We start from the raw sequence: 14,825 nt of genomic DNA on the forward strand, positions 1-14,825 counted from the left end.
CGAGGAGATGACAACAGCCGTGGACCCCAGCGTTCGTATCCGTGCCGCCCGCTGGACAGACAGGCAGGCCGTCGCTGCGTTGATCGCCGACGCCCTGCACCCCAGCCCGCTCGGTGCCTGGCTGGTACCGGACGCGGCGCAGCGCCGCCGGGTGATGACCGACGTCGTCGCGGTGTGGGTGGAGCACGCGATGTTCTTCGGCGACGTACACCTCACCGACGACCTCGCCGCCGCCATCGTCGGCTTTCACCGCTACCGACCGATCCCGCCACCGGCCAACTACCCGACCCGCCTCGTGGAGGCCGCCGGAGCACACGCTGAGCGCTTCAACACCCTTGATGGCCTGATCGCACAGCAGCAGCCCACCGAACCGCACTACCACCTGGCGCTCCTCGCCGTATCCCCAACGCGGCAGAAGGCCGGCTGCGGCAGCGCCCTGCTCAGCCATCACCGCGCCCGCCTCGACCGCATCGGCCTGCCCTCCTGGACCGCCGTTCCCGCAGAACCCGAGCACCTGCTCGCCCGCTATGGGTACACGCTCCGCCCGCCCCTCACCCTGCCGAACGGGCCGAGCCTGCGACCCATGCGCCGTAACCCCTACCGCGCCAGTAATCCAATGCCGATCAACTCCCCGCGTCCGGTCGGCAACCGCTGGCAAGACAACACCGCCCATACCGGCACCACCCTCCGGCCCTGACAGACCGAGCACCGGCCGCCGCCCTACCAAGGACCAAGGAGGCTCACCCATGCCCCTCCGTTCCGTCGGTCACCTACCACTCGCCCCCGACCCGCAGCGTTGTCCACCGCTGCCCAGCTCAGACCTGATCACCAGTACGTTCGGCGGCCGTCCGCAGGTTCTGCCAGAGGCTTGGGCAGTGCCCCTTCACGCGGCGTCCCGGCTCGCCTCGCACCACCGCGAACAATGGGCGGCGGAGACAATCTCCCGCGACCCATCCGCTGACGACCACGTGGTGGCTGCTGCCAAGAGATCGATCGACCGTCTCAACGCCACTCGCGTCGCTCTCATCGGGGAGATCGACTCTTGGGTTGAGCACGTGATCCGGCCTGCGGGCGGGGCACCGTTGCACACCGAGACGATCGGCTCCGTGATCGACCGCCTGGCCATCGCGTGGATTCGGTGGAGGCGATTCTCGGAGACCGCCCAGCTGGACCCGAGCGACGTCGATCCTTCGCTGGCGCTTCAGCAGTTCACCGAACTCACCGAAGCCTTCGACACCCTTGTGCTCGACATCCATGAAGGTCGCCGCCGCATTCCTCACTGGCGCACGCTCAAGAGCTATCGGGAGCCGCGATGAGGACCGCCGTCACCCTCAACGGCGCCGACAACGTCGGCAAGACCACGAACGCCCGCTGGCTGGCGTCGGCGATGCCGGATGTCGAGTTCACCGGGACAGTCGATCGGTGGGACCGGCGATGGGCCGAGGTGTCGCGACGAGACTTCAGTCAGTGGTGGTTCGTCGACAGCACCACCGACGAACACATCGACCTTGTCTTCAGCTCCCACGCCGCGCGGTGCGGCGGTGGCGGCCCCTTGGCTTTGGAGGACCGAGGTTGGCCGATGCTTGTGGCGACCTGCGCCGCGACAGCGGCGATCAAGGACGGCATCTCCACCACCGAGGCGCTCGCGCAAGTCGAGACCAAAGCACGTCGCTACGCCCCCGCGCCGCGCCGTGAGCTGCACCTGCTACTGCGCCACAGCGACCAGCCGGTAGTCGAGGCGCACCACGCCGTGGCACGTGAGCCTGTGCCGACCACCGAACGCTACATCGAGTACCAGCGGCGACTGGCCGAGGCGATCGGCCTACAAGTCGATGGCGGGGAGTACGAGGCCATCGTGGTGCGCGGGGACCGCCCACTCCTTGATGTGCAGCGTGAAATCCGTGAGGCGCTGACGCAGCTCGACGTGCCCGTCGTTCCGCTGCCGCCGGACCGGATCCAGCGCCTGTGGGTGCTCGCTGGTATGTCCGAGAGCGGCAAGAGCACGGTCGGCGAGTTGCTCCGCACGGAGCACACAGCCACCCGGCTGAAGATCGGCTACCTCATGCAGCTCGCCGCCGATCGGCTCGGGGTGGCCGATCCGTATCGCGAATGGGGCGAGCTGACCCAGGCGCAGATGCTCACGGAGGAGATCCTTCGATTCGCCGCGCTGAACCCGGGCTCGCACCGGATCAGCCTGGAGAGCGCGCACCGCTTCGACGCCACAGCACATCTCCGCAGGATCTGGGGGGAGCGCTGCGAGATTGTGTTCCTCCGCCTTCCGGACGGGCTTCGCGCGCAGCGCGCCACCGAGGCCATGGAGTCGCTCTCCGCCCGCGACGCGATCAAGCGAAGCCGGGGCGGAGACCGCATCGCGTCAATCGCCGACACGGTCATCGACAACGGCCGCAGCCTGGCCGCGCTGAAGAGGGCGGTTACAGAAGTTGCTCACCGCAGGTCCGGGGCCAGGGTTCCGCCGCGTGCGGACACGGCCATCCCGGAGGGGCTGCAAGCGGTACTCGCGGACTGCGTCGCCAGGCTGACCGATTCTGAGACCGCGCTCGTCGCCGCCACGGGGAGCCTCGCCCATCAGGGCTGGCAATCGGGATGGAGCGACATCGACCTACTTGTCGTACGCGACACGCTGCCGCTGCGCTGGCTTCAGACCAGGCGTGTACCCCAGAGCGGACCGGCGGGGGAGAAGATCGCGCTGTCGTCGTTCACCACCCGGGAGATGCTCGCCGGGTTGGTCCCACCCCGAGTACTGCACGCGGTGCGGCAGATAGCCCGCGATGGCTGCGGCCTGCTCTACCGCCGAAGCGACCTCGTCCTCAACGCCTTCGACGCACCAACCGACGACCGCGCCTCACGCAGCGAGCTGCCGCTCGTGGCGATGGTGTTGCGGCGACTCGCCGCGAACCCTGAGCCCGATGTCCGCGCTGTCTACAAGCACGTCGTGCTGATCATGAAAATCATCCTGCGCGCCGACGGGGTGGACCTCGACGCCAGCGAGGAGGTTCGTCTCGCCTTCACCACCAGCCATCCGGACGCCGACATCGACCTCCCGGCGGTGGCCGAGGTCAGTGGCGACCGGTGGCGACAGGACGAAATTCTCTCCCATCGGGTCCGCGGGGCCGCCGCCAAAATCCTCACCTACCACGACGTGCTCGGCTGCTCGGTCGCGTCCAACACGCTCCAGACGGAAGGATCAGATCTTCGATGACCACCGCCTTTGACGAGGTTCTGCACGCCGACCGGGTGACCCGGCTCGGGGTGGGAGACACCACTCGTCCGATCCGCGTCGTCCACGGCCTTGATGGCATCCGCACCGACGTGGGCGCGGAACAGGTCCTGGCGACGGGACGCAGCTTGTGGAAGCGGTGGTGCGAGCACCCGGCGTACCGGCCGCACGATGTTCTCCTGGGCCTGGATGCCGGCGGCATCGTGCCGACGATCGCGGTGGCCTGGGCCAGTGGTAGCCAGTATCGGCTCGCCTGGAAAGTCAACCTCGACCTACCCGGGAAGCTCGTGTTCCACGAACCGCATGCCCGGCGTCTTGAGGTCTTCGCCTACGGCGACTTCGAAGGACTGCGCGTCCTCATCGTGGACGACGAGATCACCACCGGACTCACTCTGGCCAATCTCGTCGAGGCGCTTCGCGCGGCCGGCGCCGACATCACCGGCGCGCTCTGCCTCGTCGAAGACACCGCTGGCGAGGGCCGGCAACTACTCGAACGCAACGGGGTCCCGCTGTGCGTACTGACAACGCTGTGACCCTCGTCGAGAAACCGGTGTGCCACCGCGGCGGGCGGTACCTCGTCCGACGTGAACAGGCGCCGCTCGGCCGGCTCCTGCCGTATCGACGAGCCAACGGAGAGATCCCGCCGCGACGGGCACGGCTCGACGCGGTACGTGAGACCGGGTGGCGCGTCGACTTCGGCTCTCGCGGACTCGGCGACCTGCTGCTCGGCCTCGCCATGGCTCGGGCACTTCACGACGCCACACACGATCAGTTCGAAACACTGGAGTACGCCGGCAGGCGGGCGGACCTAATCGCCCGGTGCACCCTTCCAGTCACGGTCACGTACGGGGACGGGCACCAACTGGGCACGCGGAGCAGCGATAACGCCTTGGAATTCGACGCGGTACCGGAATCGCCTCCGACGCTGCTCGACCTCGTCGACGTCGACGTTGTCGAGGTCCATGCGGCGCTGCCGATGCGCTACTACCTCGACATCGAGCAGACCCTCGGCGCCAGGCTCCCCGCATCCGGTGATCCGTGCCCCAGGTTCCGGTCGACCGTCGCAGCGCCAGACCCATTCCACGTGGTCTTCGTGGCCACGACGAGTCGCCCCGACCGCAAGGACTACGGCATCGACAACTTCGCCGCCCTCGCCAAACACCTGAGGGCCCGCCACTCGGGCGCCTGGCGCTTCAGCCTGGTGACACCACCGGGCCACCAACCTCCGGCATTCGTAGGTCAGATCGAAGTACTTCACGGACCAACGGCGGTCGACTGCATTGACCTCTTCGCCACCGCCGAGCTGGTCATCGGCAACGACACCGGCCTGACCCATCTCGCCGCGCTCACCATCCGACCGGACGGCACCCAGCCGCACGTGGTCGGCCTCTACGGACGGCACGGCTACGCCAAGTGGATCACCGGATCGCCACACCACCACGCGGTGGCCACCCCGTTCTCGCACCTGATGTCGGTCGCCGATGCGTGTCCCGTGCGGGACTGCTACGACGACACTCTCTGGTCAACCGCGAGCGACCTTCGCGCCATCCCCATCAAGGACATAGCCGATTTCGCGGGGCAGCGCGCCGGCTGGTGGCCTCGATGATCCGGGTCGCCCGCTACCGCCGCTTCACCATGAACCGCACGTTCCACCTCGACATCGGCCCGCACCGCCTCTTCGCCAAAGTGAACCCGAACCCCGTGGAGGCCGCCGCCGAAGCCGCCGGATACCAACGAATCCGCCACCATTACCAGGTACCAGGGCTGCATTCCCAACACCGCATCGGGCACTGGACCCTCACCCTCTATGACCGCCACCAACCCGATCTCCCGGACACGGGCCTCCTCCTCGACGCTCTCACATCGACCGACGGAGACAGCACGGCCAACCTCGATCGTGGGCTCGAAGCGATCCTCCAGCACTACCGCCGAACCATCGACGCGACCATCTGCCGCGTCCCCGCCTCGCGCACCAACAGCAAGCTCTACCGCGACCGGGTCCAGCCCCGCGGCAGGCTGGACCACTACTACGGTCACGACCCGATCGTGCTCAAACTGGCCGACGCCGACGGTCTCCGACCCTCCGAGCTGCGAGAGACCACCCTCATGGTCAACGGACAGCCCCGACGGCTCGACCTCCATGCCCTCGTCAGCGAGCTACGCGACGCCTTCCAGCCCGACGAGCAGGTCTGGGCCGCGATGACCCAGGGCGACCCCACCGACTTCAACATCGGCCTCGACACCGACAACCAGCCCGTCTGGTTCGACTACGACACCGCAGGCCTCAACGCCCTCCCCGGCGAGATCGCCTGCTTCCTGTGGTACCAGAGACTGCACGGCGCCTGGCTCGTCCCTCACTACAACCCCGGCGCCTACGCCGACCACAGGAGGTCACTCGCCGAAGCTGTCGAGCCCACCGTTCGGCTCAGAAGACTCTCCCACCGAGCCGTCGGCATCGACTATGAGCACCAACCATCGCCGGCCCGGCAGCAAGCCATCACCCGATATCTCACGACGCTTGCCCGGCCGCTCGCACTCTCCGCCGCCACCGACCTGCTCACCTGGATACGCCCGTACCTCGCCATGCGGATCCTCGCCGTCTACCCACTACAGCTACTGGAACCCCGCGACGCTGCTCTGTCGCTGGGCCTACTCGCCGACCTCTACGCACCCGACGCCGCCCTGGAGCAGATCCTCGGACTCACCACTCAGACGCCAGCGGAGCCGCCCTCATGAGCCGCCCCATCGCCGTCATCACCGGAGCAGGCACCGGCATCGGAGCGGCCATCGCCGCCCGGCTGTCAGCCACCTTCGACCTCGTCCTGACCCACCTGAACGACGACACCAACCTCGCTGCGGTCGTCGAGGCCGCCCGCCACCACGGCGCACAGACCCACACCGTCACCGGCGACCTGACCGCCGCTGACACCCAGACCGCACTCCGCACCAGTATCGAGCAACACGCCACCCAACTCGCAGTCCTGATCAGCAACGCCGGCGCGTACCCCCGCATCCCGTGGAGCCGGACGGACCTCAACGTCCTTCGCGACCAGCTCGAACTCAACCTCGTCACGCACGCCGCCGCGATCCGCGCCACCACACCAGCCTTCGTCAGCAACAAATACGGCCGCATCGTCGCCGTCTCGTCAGTCATGACCCAGATCGGACGCGTCGACCTCGCCGGCTACATCGCCGCGAAAAGCGGCCTGGAAGGACTCGTCCGCGCGCTCGCCCGCGAACTCGGTCCCCACAACATCACCGTCAACACTGTGCGGCCCGGCTCGATCGAGGTCCCCGCAGAACGTAGCGTCGTACCCGATCACGAGGCCATGGTCGGACGCCAGCTCGACCGACAATGCATCAAACGACGGGGTCAACCCTCGGATATCGCCGCCGCCATCGCCTTCCTGGCCACCCCGGAAGCGGGCTTCATCACCGGCCAAGCGATCAACGTCGACGGCGGCTGGCACCTGTCATGACGACCCTCTGGATCCGCCACGGAGCCAGCCTCGACGGGATCACCAGCCCCCACGCCCATGCCCGACCCGACACGCCCCTCACCGCGCGCGGCGCGGCACAGATTGCAGCCACCGCCCGCGCACTTCGTGACTGCGGTGTCCGGCCTGCAATCGTGTTGACCAGCCCGCATCCGCGCGCCGCCACAAGCGCGGAGATCCTGGCTGCGCTGCTCGGCGTGCCGCTCGCCGCTCCCAACCCGCTGTACGCCGAGTGGCGCGCCCCCGACTGCGTCCTCGGCAAAGGACCGGAAAACTACCCAGCCGAGTACCGGACCTGGCGCACGGACCGGCTCCGCGACTCGGACTCGGCCCTGGCCGGCGGCGAGAGCCTTACAGCGCTTTACGAACGGGCGACGGCCGCCTCGGCGATTCTCGGACACGTGCGTGAAGGAAACACAGCATTGATCGTCTCGCACCGAGTGTTCATCGGCGCGGTCGCAGCGATCACCGCCGGAGCGAGCCGCCCCCAGGACGTGTTCCAAGCCGCGCGCCGCTTCACGCTCGCACCGGCAGGGATCTGGCCCGCCTTAGCTGAACTCCGATAGCAAAGCATCGGCGTTCGCGAGGATGAACTCCTTCAGAGCCTCAGGCTTCAGATCCACCTCAGGAAGGCGGTCGACGGCCACCCGGTCCAGGGCATAGCCACCACGACCCGGATCAGTGAACTCTGCACCCGTACGAGCGCTCTCGTCGACCCGGGCGAGCCGGCAGGAGACGAAGTGCTGTACGGACACTCCCTCGCCTGACGGCGAGCTGAAGAGGAACACCTGGCTAAGCCGCTCTGCCTCCGCGCCCAACTCCTCGCGCAGCTCACGTCGCAGGGCTGCATCGAGGGATGCGTCAGTCGGTTCAAGGCCGCCACCGGGCGCAGTCCAGTAAGGCGCTTGGCCGGGCTTCGTCCTCTTGATCAATACGAGCTGATCACGTTCGTCCCACAGGATCGCCCGTACCGACCGACGCAGAATCTCACGCATGTTGACCCCTATCGACAGCTGGCAGGGCGCAGGCGAATCGAAGCTACACCGTGTGACCTACCAAGGACGAAACCCTAACCTGACGGCGTTCTTCGAACTCCGCACGACAACCTGATCGCCGCCAAGCACCGTCAGGGGACCAACCGACGCAGTCGCGGTCGCCGCCCAACTGCACCTGTCCCGCTTCGAGGCTCAGGAACGGTCCATGCCCCCCGTGGCCGCGGCTGGCCATGCTTCCGCAGGTGCCGCTAACCGTGCCTCATGCTCCGAGGCCGTTGCTGTCAGTGCTGCTGTCAATCCGCTCGGTCGTATCGCCAAGTAGGAGGGCCTTACCCGTCCTGCCGGCCAATAGCAACTGGCCGTCCCACGCGGAGACTGAGACTCTTTCTCCGTGACGAACCCCCACCGCCCACACGAGCTCGACACCTGGATCGAGCAAACCACTAGCGAGATGGCGAGCGAGTACGAACGCATCCGGCTACGCGCCACCGAGGATCCAGGGACTGCCGGCGACGAGGGAGAGGAGAACTGGGCTCGGTTACTGCGCGAATGGCTGCCGAGCAGCTACCAGGTACGCACGAAGGGCCGCATCCTCGCTCATGATGGAGCCGCGAGCAGGCAGGTGGACGTGGTCGTACTCCGTCCGGGCTATCCCAGCAAGCTGCTCGACAAGAAGCTGTACGTGACCTCCGGCGTAGCGGCAGCCTTCGAATGTAAGCTCACCTTGACGGCTGCACATATCAAGGAAGCGACCCAGACGGCAGCAGAGATCGCACGTATGGCGGCCCCGCGTCAAGGAACGCCCTACAAAGAGCTTGTCAGCCCGATCGTATACGGCGTACTGGCGCACGCTCACGGATGGTCCAGTGATCACGTCGCCGTCGAGAAGATCAATGAATATGTGGTGACGGGCACCGGGCAGCACGCCTTGCACGCGCGGGAGTTCCTCGACCTAGTTTGCGTCGCAAACACATGCGTAACATTGAAGTCGACGCGCCTTACACATATGGCAGCGGCCAGCTGGCATAAGCTGGGTGGCGATCCAAGTGAGGTGCCTGAACCATTGCATTGTTTCGTCGGCTCTTTCTTACCTGATACCAGCAGGCCGGCGGTTGGATCACTGCTCGCCTACCTCTTGATCAGGCTGGGATGGGAGGATCCTCAGGTTCGGCCGTTCGCTGATTACTTCCGTCTGGCGAAAATTTTCTCCCGCCAGTTCGGTGGTGAGGCCCCAGTGCGTCCAACCGGACTCACCCCAGAGACTGAGGCGGCAGTCCTCTCGGCGCCACTCAACGAAAATCCCGATGCGCCGTGGCCATGGTCGTGGGATGAATGGGGCTTCTCGCTGGAGTGATCGGAGCTTGCAGCGAATCTCCTTGTCGAGCATTCGCAGTCCGTCCAGCCTTCCCCGGCCGGGGACAAAGTGGAGCGGCCGACTGAACGAGTCGCAACGGCGGTGTCAGGCAGCGCCACATTCTGCTGTGCGGTGATCGAGCCAGTTACGGGGTGGCGAGCAGGTGCGGAACCGGGCCTGACTGGAGTTACCGCAGGCGCCGGCAGATGAGTCCAGAGGGCAGACGCTCCATCGTCCGCAGCGGACATTCCCCGATCCGCGCCCTCCCGTTCACGTGGGGAGTTGTGCGGCGGCGAGGCCTCGGCACCACTCGGCATCGTGCCGTTGTCCGTTCAGTGTTTGGCCCGGGCGTCGGTGGCGGCGGGCGCGGTGATCGCCTCGGCGGTGACCTGAGGATGCGTGTCCAGCTTGGTGATGAATTCGCGGCAGGTTTCGAGACAGTGGGCCAGGGAGGTCGCGGTGATGACGACCATGCCGTCGCGTACTGGCACGCCGATGACGCGCATCTTGCGGGGAGTCTCTCTCTCGAGCTGCTTTGCTGTGAAGCGTCCGAGACCATGAGCGACTGCATTGCGGACGAGAAAGCATGCCTCGAGGCTTTCCCACGCCGGGATGTCAGCCACGTCGATGTTGTGCCGCCGCCGCAGGAGACCGATGACGTCGCTCCAGCCGCCGGGCGCTCGGCCAGGAGCCTCACCGGCGAGATGTGTCAGGAGTGCCTCGGTGTAGATCTCGACGATGCTGACCAACCGGAGCCAGCAGGCAGCACGGTCGGCTGACGCAGCGTCACTGTCGAGGTTGACGCGGTGGCGGGGTCGGTCACGTAGACGGCCGGCTGCTGTGGCGGTGTGTCGTGCGTAGGTGGTGATCAGCTCTTCGAGAGCGTTTTCGGTGATCTCGAGTGTTACGGGCTCTGGTGTCACGTCCGGGCCAGGATCGTCGCGTGTAGGCCGCTTTCGTCGCGAACGGCATCGTTGGTTTCCTGCGATACAGCTCCGTGGTGGTGCAGGCGTCGTAGCGCAACCAGGTACCAGGTTGCCAATGAGGACGGCTCCTCGTCGAGGGCGCGGACGACCTCCTGCGGCTCGATCTTGTTCGCGTCTGCGAGGGCAAGTGCGGCCTCGGCGCGTACGACAGGCTCGTACCGTTGCGCACGGTTGGCCATGATCCAAGCGGTGAAAGGTTCCACATCCATCAGGCCGAGTTCGCGGATAGCGCGGAGCAGGTAGAGCCGCTGCCAGTCGCTGAGGCTGACCTCCGTAGCGATCGCCGTAACGGTGCGGGTCACTGCAGGACGGTCGAGGTTGGCCATGGCTTTCAGATAGCGGAGTACATACGGTGTCGTGGACGCGGCGAAGGCGACGACATTCACCACTTTCGGCATCACGTCGACGGCCCGTCGTTCTGCGGGATCCGACAGCCTGATGAGGGCACTCCGGATGGCGCGGATCGCGGCACGGTCGGCCTCGTGCAGGTTGATCTGGTGGTCAGCAGCCGTGCTCGTTGGCAGGTCGCGGGGGGTCACGGTCGAGTTGAGCGTGTCGAGCGCCCACTGCGGGTCGCTGTCGTCGTCATCATCGGCGTACTCGGGTACCTCATTCTCCTCCCAGTAGGCGCGGAACGATGGTGTGCGGGTCTTGGATTCGTTGAGCGTCAGCCCGTTGTCGCGGGCGGCTGCTGCCAGATCGTCAAGCGCTCGTTTGGCGTCCTCGAACGTGTCGGTCGCGATTCGGAAGTCGTCGTTGAACCGCCACGCAGCCCACTGCTTGCGACGCAGCGCGCGCAGCACCCGGCTCGCGTACAGGTCGGAGAGCCGATCCGAGGGCTCGAGCAGCTGAGGAAGTCCGTAACGCCTGCGCTGGACTTCGAGCAGGAGTTCGAGCAGACACTCGATGGTGGCGTGGTCCCCGGTACGGAGGAGTAGTTCGCGGGCGAGGATGTCATGGTCGACGTAGTCGTAGAACGACGCGAGGTCGGCTTTCACGACGTATTGGACGACCGCGTTATCCGGCCAGGACAACTCGCTGTGGCTGTTGGCGTCTACCCGGTTGCCCCGAGTTTGGGCGTACGCCAGCGGCGCGTAGGCGAACGTCCGGTATCCCTCGTTGGAGCGGTCCACCTCGTGTTTGGCCTCGGCCATGAGGAGATCGGTTAACGCCCGGTAGGTCACTCGCTCGGCGAAACCCCAGAGCGCAACCGGCCTGCTGCCGGTCTCGGGTTTGGCGACCGCGACGACCAGACCGCGGCAAGGCGTCAGTCCGGCTTGGAGTTGGCCGGCGAGCCACGACGCGAACTCTGGAGCGCGTTCGTTCAGTTCGGTAGCGCCCGGCGACGACGGTATCAACGGTTCCTCGGCACTTGCCTCTCGGCGTGTGGCTCCTTCCAGATCGAGCCGGGAGAGGACGTCAGGTGGCACCGACTGCATGGCTTATGAAAGCACGCGGTGGGCCCAGATGGGGGCAGCGAACCTGGGCGCGATGGAGGAGGGCCCCACCTCCTGACCTCACACTCAGCTGTTGCGTGAGCTTCCGCAGGCTGGAGAGCAGGCCGCCGTCTGGGTTGCGGACTTCGTAGCCGAGTCGCTTGAGCGTCGCGACCGCGGTTGCCGGGTTGGATCGGACCACTGCGGCGATCTGACGGATGCGGTATTCACGCCGGGTGGCATCGAGGACGTCCTTCCATCCGGGCTTGGGGTCGGGGATCCGCTCGACAAAATATGAGGGGGTGGTCTGATCTGGCTCCAGGGCACTGGCCGTCGGTGCTTGGCCAGGCTGAGCACCTCCTACGGAGTGAGGAGGTGCCCAGCCCGTCCGCCTGCGTTCCGAGAGGGTCTTCAGAGCTCGAAGTCGAAGGTGAGCTGTACATCGCCTTCGGGTTCGGGTTGATCATCGATGTTGTCGCCGTCGTCTTCGAGCGTGTCGTCGGCGGGTAGGGCGTATTGGTTGGTGAGTCGTGCGACGTGCATGATCAGGGGCCTGCTGAGGGCTGCCCGGTAGTCGTCAAAGCAGTGGCGTTGCTGGTGTAGAAACCCGGCCCAGTTTGCAGGGTCTTCACCTTGGGGGTGAGCGGCGACGACGAACTCGAGTAGTTCCGCGTTCCAGGCGTTTTTAGAAGGGTCGAGATAGTTCCTCGCGACTTCTAGCTTTCCGTCGGGAGAACGGCCCTCTGAGGGATCGGGAGCATCGGCCTTTGCCGGGTTCTCCTTGTAATGAGGCGTAAGTTTGGCCAAGTCGATGACGATGGAGCTGTGGGTGGCCGGCTTGTCGACCGTGCTGTAATAGACGCGCGTCTGCTCGGTGTTTCCGGTTCCGTCGTCGTGTCGCCACAGCCCGTCGGAGATGCCGATGCTGTCGGCCTCGAAAGCCCATGACTCGGGGGTTTCGAGGCGATCGTTGCCGCAGATCCGTACCAGCCTCATTTTCTTGCCGAAGAGGCTGATTTTCTGAGGTCGCAATTCGCCGAGCTGGAGGTGGTCGGGCAGCATGTGAGCGTTCTGCACCGTGGTGAGTCGATACCGGATGTTATGGGCTTCAGTCACGATGAGGATCTGCGTGTTTCGGAACCGGGTTAGGGTACTTCGGATGAAGGCAGCGAGCCGCTCCTTCTGTTCCTCTTCCTTGGCAGGGCTGGCGTGGTAGTTCGTGCCGGCCAGGGTCTTGAGCAGGGTCGGGTAGGGCACCCAGTCGGCCATACCTTCGGCTTTGCCCATGATGTGCTTTTGGCCGGGCCGGATCAGGACGGCGATCGGGACGAAGATCTGGTGAGTGTTGGTGTCGTCGTTGCGCCTTTTGACGACCCAGAATGCCAGCTGCTCGAGGTCGTCGGGGATGGCGCTCTTGAGTTTGTGCTGCGGGACGAATCGGACGCCGAGCTGCCGTAGGCAGTCGTCCCAGGCGGCTTCGGCCCGGTGCTGGTTGCTGGCCTCTTCCTTGTCGAGATCTTTGCCGGGGAACTCGTCGGGGCGGATGAACTGGCTGACCATGCCGGCGTCGGCGCAGCCCATGCGGATAGCGAATTTCGGGTCGGTGGTGCGTGCGTTGAAGGCCTTCGCACCGTCGAGCTCGATGAGGGCGAGTTGCAGGGTGTCATCGACTTCTTCGGCCAGGTCCTTCATCGCGGAGGCGACGAGTTTCCGGTGCGTGTCGACGGCTTCGTCGTGCTTCCGGCCGCGCCTGGGAACGGAGCCCTCGCCGAGCGCTGCGCCGAGCCTGCCGAGGGGGCGGGCGTAGATCGTGAGGTTGAGGTCTCCGACCTTCCATGTCCAGGTGTCGTTGCTGGCGGGTTGCTGATGAGGCAGGTCGAGTAGTCGTTCGACGGCAGCGAGCAGGCGGTCGCGCATTCCCTTGCCGTCGCCCTGGTAGAGCAAAACGACAGAGAGCCGGCCGTCGACCGCGGCGGCCAGTTGCTGGCGCCGGACGAGCGCGTTCGCCTTCGAGATTTCAGCGTTTGCGGCGTTGGCGGCTTCCTGCCTCTCGACGAGCTGGGTGCGCTCAGCGTCGGTCTGGTCCTTCTTGTCTTTGGGGACGCTTTCGAGCTTGCTGAGGCTTCGGCTTGCCTTGCCGCCGATGAGGACGCGGGTCAGGGGCTGGTCGAGGTCGAAGTCGGGCTGCAGGCACTGGCCGATCCAGCGGATGAGGCGGCTGCGTTCGGCTGGCATGACGCCGGTGCCGACCTGGTGGTCAGGGCCGCGCATGGTGGTGTGGTAGGTGACGGCGGCAGTGACGCCATCTCGGCCGAGGATCCAGGCGTCTGACTTACCGGCGAGCTGCTCGGCAGCCGGGAGATTGTCCACGGCGCCGATCCGGTTGAGGATCTGTTCGGTGCCGCCGTTGCGCCAGCCCATTTCCCGGGTGTCTCGGTCCCAGATCAGGTGGGCGACCGCGAATTTCTGGGATGTCGGTGCGTCGACTACGAAGGGGCTGGTCGACTGTAGGAGGGTAGAAGCTCCCCAGCGGCCCTTGGTGTGTAGCTCGCCGCTGGTCCAGCGGCGGATGCCGGTGTCGACGTGTAGTCGCAGGGTGGGGTCGAACGCCTTTGTACGCAGCGCGATCTTGATCGTGGCGCTGTAGTACCAGGTCCGGATGTTGCTACCTCTGCCGGTGTGGTGTTCCAGCGGCGGCCAAGAAACGAGTTCGGCGTAGCCGTTGGCGGGATTCGCCGCGACCTGCCGGAACCTTATGGATCTGCTGCCATGCTGGTATGACTGGCCAGCGATTTTAGCTGCGGCGTAGTCAGGCAGCAGGCTGAACAGGTGAGGCTGAGGGACGGCGGTGTTGCCATCGGAGAGCTCGTGGGCGAGCAGGTCGACGGTCTTCTGCGTCCATCGCAGGGTGCCCGAGTCCAGTTTCCTGATTGTCGGCATCACGAGCGCTTTGCCGTCGTCGGTGGTGGGCAGGTCATACAGCCAGGCGTTGATGAAGGTCCGCATGATCGCCGGCGGGAACGGCTTTGCTGCGAACAGCCAGGGGTTGTCTTCATCAAGGGTTGCCCAGGTAGCGGTGGAGACCAGATCGGGGGCGACGGTGCGCATCAGTGCGTTGAGGCGCCCGATCGGCACCTGCTGGGCGCGTGCGCGTGATTCCTCGCGCCAACCGGCGGTGCGCAGGTCGAGGATAGGGCGGCGCCAAGAGATGGGGAAGGTAAGTGTGTGCAGCGGGATTTTGAGATCGCCTGCTGCCACGAAGGCTGCGGTCTGCGTGCGGTCGTAGCGCATCGGGGGCCTTTCTGAACCGGTCCGAGCG

The 14,825-nt window shown here is 66.0% G+C and carries 13 protein-coding genes; 9 read left to right on the top strand and 4 right to left on the bottom strand.

Going from position 1 to position 14,825, the window contains the following annotated elements:
- Nucleotides 1-7: 7 nt before the first annotated feature.
- The 8 genes from FB455_RS03920 to FB455_RS03955 are packed head-to-tail and all read left to right on the top strand — an operon-like array spanning nt 8 to nt 7,301.
- Nucleotides 8-697 (top strand): GNAT family N-acetyltransferase, encoded by a 690-nt coding sequence (locus tag FB455_RS03920; protein WP_049794829.1) that lies wholly within the window; start codon nt 8-10, stop codon nt 695-697.
- 49 nt (nt 698-746) lie between these two features.
- Nucleotides 747-1,316 (top strand): DUF4254 domain-containing protein, encoded by a 570-nt coding sequence (locus FB455_RS34175; protein ID WP_013285714.1) that lies wholly within the window; start codon nt 747-749, stop codon nt 1,314-1,316.
- Nucleotides 1,313-3,220, top strand: coding sequence for a hypothetical protein (locus tag FB455_RS03930; protein ID WP_013285715.1), 1,908 nt, complete (start codon nt 1,313-1,315; stop codon nt 3,218-3,220). Before FB455_RS34175 ends, FB455_RS03930 begins: the two co-directional genes overlap by 4 nt.
- Nucleotides 3,217-3,771 carry a phosphoribosyltransferase gene (locus FB455_RS03935; protein ID WP_013285716.1) on the top strand — a complete coding sequence of 185 codons (555 nt, stop codon included), beginning with the start codon at nt 3,217-3,219 and terminating at the stop codon, nt 3,769-3,771. The genes FB455_RS03930 and FB455_RS03935 overlap by 4 nt, the downstream gene beginning before the upstream one ends.
- Nucleotides 3,768-4,844 (top strand): glycosyltransferase family 9 protein, encoded by a 1,077-nt coding sequence (locus FB455_RS03940; RefSeq protein WP_013285717.1) that lies wholly within the window; start codon nt 3,768-3,770, stop codon nt 4,842-4,844. Before FB455_RS03935 ends, FB455_RS03940 begins: the two co-directional genes overlap by 4 nt.
- Nucleotides 4,841-5,974 carry an RHS repeat protein gene (locus tag FB455_RS03945; RefSeq protein ID WP_013285718.1) on the top strand — a complete coding sequence of 378 codons (1,134 nt, stop codon included), beginning with the start codon at nt 4,841-4,843 and terminating at the stop codon, nt 5,972-5,974. Before FB455_RS03940 ends, FB455_RS03945 begins: the two co-directional genes overlap by 4 nt.
- Nucleotides 5,971-6,717, top strand: a complete 747-nt coding sequence (locus FB455_RS03950) for an SDR family NAD(P)-dependent oxidoreductase (RefSeq protein WP_013285719.1) — start codon at nt 5,971-5,973, stop codon at nt 6,715-6,717. The genes FB455_RS03945 and FB455_RS03950 overlap by 4 nt, the downstream gene beginning before the upstream one ends.
- Complete coding sequence (locus FB455_RS03955; RefSeq protein WP_013285720.1) at nt 6,714-7,301, top strand: histidine phosphatase family protein; 588 nt, start codon at nt 6,714-6,716, stop codon at nt 7,299-7,301. Before FB455_RS03950 ends, FB455_RS03955 begins: the two co-directional genes overlap by 4 nt.
- On the opposite strand, the gene FB455_RS03960 is transcribed toward FB455_RS03955, so the two are convergent.
- Complete coding sequence (locus FB455_RS03960; protein WP_013285721.1) at nt 7,284-7,730, bottom strand: NUDIX domain-containing protein; 447 nt, start codon at nt 7,728-7,730, stop codon at nt 7,284-7,286. The two genes, FB455_RS03955 and FB455_RS03960, sit on opposite strands and share 18 nt — an antisense overlap.
- A 391-nt stretch (nt 7,731-8,121) precedes the next feature.
- Here FB455_RS03960 and FB455_RS03965 point away from each other — a divergent pair, with 391 nt between their 5' ends.
- Nucleotides 8,122-9,084: a DUF6602 domain-containing protein gene (locus FB455_RS03965; RefSeq protein WP_013285722.1), complete on the top strand. Its 963-nt coding sequence runs from the start codon at nt 8,122-8,124 to the stop codon at nt 9,082-9,084.
- Between the two features lie 332 nt (nt 9,085-9,416).
- Here FB455_RS03965 and FB455_RS03970 read toward each other — a convergent pair whose 3' ends face one another.
- The 3 genes from FB455_RS03970 to FB455_RS03980 form a co-directional block, all read right to left on the bottom strand.
- Entirely contained in the window at nt 9,417-10,007 is a 591-nt protein-coding gene (locus tag FB455_RS03970; RefSeq protein WP_145752240.1) for a hypothetical protein, read from the bottom strand.
- A complete protein-coding gene (locus tag FB455_RS03975) occupies nt 10,004-11,500 on the bottom strand; it encodes a reverse transcriptase domain-containing protein (RefSeq protein WP_186466368.1) in 1,497 nt (498 codons plus the stop codon). Before FB455_RS03975 ends, FB455_RS03970 begins: the two co-directional genes overlap by 4 nt.
- 417 nt (nt 11,501-11,917) lie before the next feature.
- Nucleotides 11,918-14,797, bottom strand: a complete 2,880-nt coding sequence (locus tag FB455_RS03980; protein ID WP_013285725.1) for a pPIWI_RE module domain-containing protein — start codon at nt 14,795-14,797, stop codon at nt 11,918-11,920.
- Nucleotides 14,798-14,825 lie beyond the last annotated feature (28 nt).

The sequence above is a fragment of the Micromonospora sp. CNZ296 genome (assembly GCF_007827635.1).

What these genes read in the sequence shown, in the direction of transcription:
- FB455_RS03920 (WP_049794829.1), top strand. Translation starts at nt 8, where the DNA reads ATGACAACAGCCGTGGACCCCAGCGTTCGTATCCGTGCCGCCCGCTGG.
- FB455_RS34175 (WP_013285714.1), top strand. Translation starts at nt 747, where the DNA reads ATGCCCCTCCGTTCCGTCGGTCACCTACCACTCGCCCCCGACCCGCAG.
- FB455_RS03930 (WP_013285715.1), top strand. Translation starts at nt 1,313, where the DNA reads ATGAGGACCGCCGTCACCCTCAACGGCGCCGACAACGTCGGCAAGACC.
- FB455_RS03935 (WP_013285716.1), top strand. Translation starts at nt 3,217, where the DNA reads ATGACCACCGCCTTTGACGAGGTTCTGCACGCCGACCGGGTGACCCGG.
- FB455_RS03945 (WP_013285718.1), top strand. Translation starts at nt 4,841, where the DNA reads ATGATCCGGGTCGCCCGCTACCGCCGCTTCACCATGAACCGCACGTTC.
- FB455_RS03950 (WP_013285719.1), top strand. Translation starts at nt 5,971, where the DNA reads ATGAGCCGCCCCATCGCCGTCATCACCGGAGCAGGCACCGGCATCGGA.
- FB455_RS03955 (WP_013285720.1), top strand. Translation starts at nt 6,714, where the DNA reads ATGACGACCCTCTGGATCCGCCACGGAGCCAGCCTCGACGGGATCACC.
- FB455_RS03960 (WP_013285721.1), bottom strand. Translation starts at nt 7,730, where the DNA reads ATGCGTGAGATTCTGCGTCGGTCGGTACGGGCGATCCTGTGGGACGAA.
- FB455_RS03980 (WP_013285725.1), bottom strand. Translation starts at nt 14,797, where the DNA reads ATGCGCTACGACCGCACGCAGACCGCAGCCTTCGTGGCAGCAGGCGAT.